We start from the raw sequence: 3,982 nt of genomic DNA, 5'->3' as shown, positions 1-3,982 counted from the left end.
GTACAAGGGGTTTGGGGTGTGTATGTGGAATTCATATGCATAGTAATGACGATAAGCGCGAATCGGAGGGAAAGCCGTTGKTTTATTCATATCCAAGGAAAATGATAATGAGTCTATGGAAAGTATTCGCGTCCAAGCTATTTAATAAAATGATTCTCTTATACTCTATATTGACCTTACTCCCACTGATCCTCGTGATTAGTGTCTTTTATTTTAAATCAACAGCCATTTTGGAGACGAAAATCACCGATTCAAAAAAACAATCATTGGTAGAGATGGTTGATAAAATAGATGGAAATTTACGGGATGTTACCCTACAAGCTGCACAGATACAAAAGGATGATATTATTGCAACCGCTTTACGAAAAGATAATACTGCTAATGAGGAAAGTCAAGAGAGCCTTTCGAGTAGAGGGAATCGTGTTAATGAACGACTATCTGAGTTGGTATTGAGTAGTGAATTTATTGATGCGATATACTTAGTTAACGCAAATCAACAGGTTTATTATGCTGATTCAGATTACAAGTTTGAGTCTATGCTCGCTCTGGAAGCGATGGCGCACGAGAAGCCTGAGGCCTTCGTTTGGGCTCCCTTTAACGATCATAACCGGTTGGTTGGTGCTATGGAAATTATTAATGAAACCACGAGAAAAAGAATCGGTCTCTTGATTGTTATGCTAGATCCAGAGCGGGTAGCGAAGGCTTATTCCACATACGGAAGCCAAGAATTTTTTATAACGAATGCCAGTGGGCTGATTCTATCCAATGCAAATCAACAACAAATTGGCACTCGATTTCGCCTGCTAGATACTAAGAATACGGTGCAATTAGAAAGAGCATCCGGTTATTCGGGTTTCCGCTTTATCAGTCTCTTTTCGAAATCGAGCTTTCATCAGGAAATGGATAGTTTAGCTTTGTTTGCACTATTGATGACAGCAGCCACATGGTTTCTAGTCCTTATTCTGACTGTTATTATGTTGCGCCGGGTGACCACGCCGATTGCGAGATTAAGTCGTTTGATGGGGAAAGCACAGAAGGAAGTTTACGAAAAGATCGATAATATCAAAACCATTGATGAAGTCGGCCGGCTCTGTGTCAGCTTTAATTACTTAATTACGGATATACAAAATTTGATTGAAAAGGTTTACAAGGTCGAGCTGCTGAACAAAGAAGCCGAGCTCAAAATGATTAAGGCTCAGATCAATCCCCATTTTCTATACAACACACTGGAATCAGTCAACATCATGGCCAAAGAGCTTGGTTCTACGGCTATACCGGACATGATCCGCTTGTTGGCTGCTATTTTTCGCTTTTCGATCTCGCCGGGAAGCGACCTGATCCCTTTGAAAAATGAGCTTCAATTTGTTTTGTACTATTTACAGCTAGCTAAATACCGATACAAGGAACGGTTGACTTGGACAATCGACGTTTCGGAAGAGCTGCAGCAGGTTATTGTGCCGAAGCTCATTTTACAGCCACTTGTGGAAAACGCCATTATTCATGGAATTGACCAGATCGAGGAACAAGGCAATATTAAGATTAGCGCTTATTTACACGAATACGACTTGATTATCGAAATAGAAGATAATGGAGCGGGACTTAAACGGTTATCTAAGGATCATCAAAGCCTAGGCATTGGTTTAAATAATGTGAAACAACGGATTCAGCTGCTTTATGGCAAAAGATACGGGTTAACGATAGAGCCAGCATCAGACTGTGGGACGATTGTACGTTTGCGCTTACCTATCAATTTAATGAAGGATGATGAAATGCAATGAAAATAATGATTGTAGATGATGAAGAGCTCATTCGAAATCACCTTGCCAATTTAACGGAATGGAGTGATTTAGGCTGTCAAATAACAGGTGTTGCAGCGAATGGAGTCGAAGCGCTCGAGAGGATTCCAGTGGATAAACCAGATCTCATTATTACCGATATCCGTATGCCGCTAATRAACGGAATTCAATTAGCAGAGCAAATTAAGGTGAGGTTTCCGCACATCCGGTTTCTCTTTTTGACCGCTTTTAATGATTTTCAATATGCGCAGCACGCGGTAAAGCTGGGGGCGGCAGATTTTATCCTCAAGCCGATTCATAATGCGGAGTTGCTCCACTCCGTTGATTTAATCGTGCAGGGGGAAGAACGTATAAGTAGGGAGGATAGGCTCAAGCAGGAGCAAGTCATCCAATCTATGCTTAGCCCTGTCGTTAATGTGCCGGATAAATATGCCGTTGCGCTTGAGAAAAGGTTAGAGGACCGTGAAATCATTGTCATCTGTGTTGTAATCGATAATGCAGATGTTCTGAAAGAGACTGGGGAAGTTTATTCGTTCATTGCCTTAAAGGAAGCCATCACCCAAATTCTCCGTTATAATCCCTATAGTTATTGGGATTATTCGGATAGTAAGGGACTCTATCTTATCTTGTTTAAGCCACATGGGGATTTGTGGGATATGCGTGGGGATAGTATGAAAATGGCTAGTGATATGCTTGATCGCTGCAAAGAGTCGTTTCCGTTTGCTATATCTATCTGTATCAGTAAAGTGAAGCCTTCTATTGTGTACTTAAATCAAGCCTGGAAGGAAATCAAGGACTGCTTAGATTATCGGATGCTACTTGGTAAAGGCTCGATTATTTCTAATGATGCGCTCCCCCATCTCGTGCAAGGCAACATTAATGGTGCGGAAGACCAGCTTAATGAGCTAGCAGTTATGTTACGTAAAGGGGAAAAAGAAAAAATTCATTCCTATTTGCTTTCAATATCTAGAGAGATGATGGGTAAAGGTCTGACGAAAACCAATATACATACTTTTGCACTGCAAGTCATTCAAAAAGTAGAAATGCTTCTGTTGGAATACAATTTGCGAATTCCCGAAGAAGTTCAGTTACATACTCGTAAAACCATTTTATCATTTGATATTTTGTTTGATTTAATGTTATTCCTGGAGCACTGGGTGGAAGAATCTGCAGAACGAATTATCGCGATCAACAAAAATCAAACGATGAATGGCCTGGTCAAAGAAATTTGTACTTATTTACGAAGTAAATCTGCTGATGACATGTCATTGGAGAAACTAGCAGACTATTTTCATATGAACCATTCTTATCTCAGCCGTTTGATTAAAAAAGAGACTGGTCAAAATTTTCGAGATTTACTCTGGTCTTACCGGATTGACCATGCGAAGAGAATGCTGCTTGAAACGAGGCTGAAGGCAAATGAAATTGCATATGAAGTCGGATTCAAGGATCCAGCGCATTTTAGCATATTATTCAAAAAGCATGTAGGTTTAAGTCCGATGAATTACCGCGAACAAATCAAATAGGGATAAGTCATTAAACTAGTCAATTACAGCAAAGTAATGTCAATTGCAGTTATTCGATGCTTTGTGTCCCCAAGTTATAATTGGACTAAGTCAAATATTAGGGGGAACGTACAATGGGAAGGGATAATCTTAAAACATTCACAACTGTAAGCATTCTATCGTTAACGTTACTAGTTTCGGCATGTTCAAGTGGTATTTCGAAACCAGGGTCATCCACACCTGCTTCTCCATCTTCGGAACCATCTGCAACGGAGCAAGCGACAACAGAGCCAGAAGTGTCGGCAAAGGAAATGACAATTAAGTTCGACCCGCAAGGCTATTTCCCTCGAGAAAGCACGACAAAGGATCCAGCTATACACAAGGTGATGAAGGAATTGGCGGACGAATATACGAAGCTGAAGCCACATATTAAGATTGAGTTTGTTGAAGTGACGGCACCTGACCGCAAGGCATGGTTGCAAGCAAGAATGCTTAGCAAGGATGCACCAGATATTTTCTGGACTAATTTCGAGGAAACGTGGACCAATTATCAAAAAGGTTGGTTTCTGCAGATGGACCCTTGGCTAAGTAAACCGAACCCTTACAACGAGAATAAAATTTGGAAGGATACTTTTGTGCCAGGCATTATTGATGCCGTCAGAGCTCCGGACGGCAATGCAT

The 3,982-nt window shown here is 40.8% G+C and carries 3 protein-coding genes; all 3 read left to right on the top strand.

The window, feature by feature from the left end:
- The first annotated feature begins 107 nt into the window (after nucleotides 1–107).
- A complete protein-coding gene (locus tag AC1DWN_RS29565) occupies nucleotides 108–1,778 on the top strand; it encodes a sensor histidine kinase (RefSeq protein ID WP_477562444.1) in 1,671 nt (556 codons plus the stop codon).
- Nucleotides 1,775–3,322 (top strand): response regulator transcription factor, encoded by a 1,548-nt coding sequence (locus AC1DWN_RS29560; RefSeq protein ID WP_477562443.1) that lies wholly within the window; start codon nucleotides 1,775–1,777, stop codon nucleotides 3,320–3,322. Before AC1DWN_RS29565 ends, AC1DWN_RS29560 begins: the two co-directional genes overlap by 4 nt.
- 113 nt (nucleotides 3,323–3,435) lie before the next feature.
- Nucleotides 3,436–3,982: extracellular solute-binding protein (locus AC1DWN_RS29555; RefSeq protein WP_477562442.1), on the top strand; the 547-nt coding region annotated here is incomplete at its 3' end.

The organism is Paenibacillus sp. P4_A7, from assembly GCF_056402455.1.
This window is presented reverse-complemented; position numbering and strand designations above follow the sequence as displayed.

Bases quoted from the DNA above. Each gene is read 5' to 3' on its own strand.
- AC1DWN_RS29565 (WP_477562444.1), top strand. From the start codon at position 108: ATGAGTCTATGGAAAGTATTCGCGTCCAAGCTATTTAATAAAATGATT.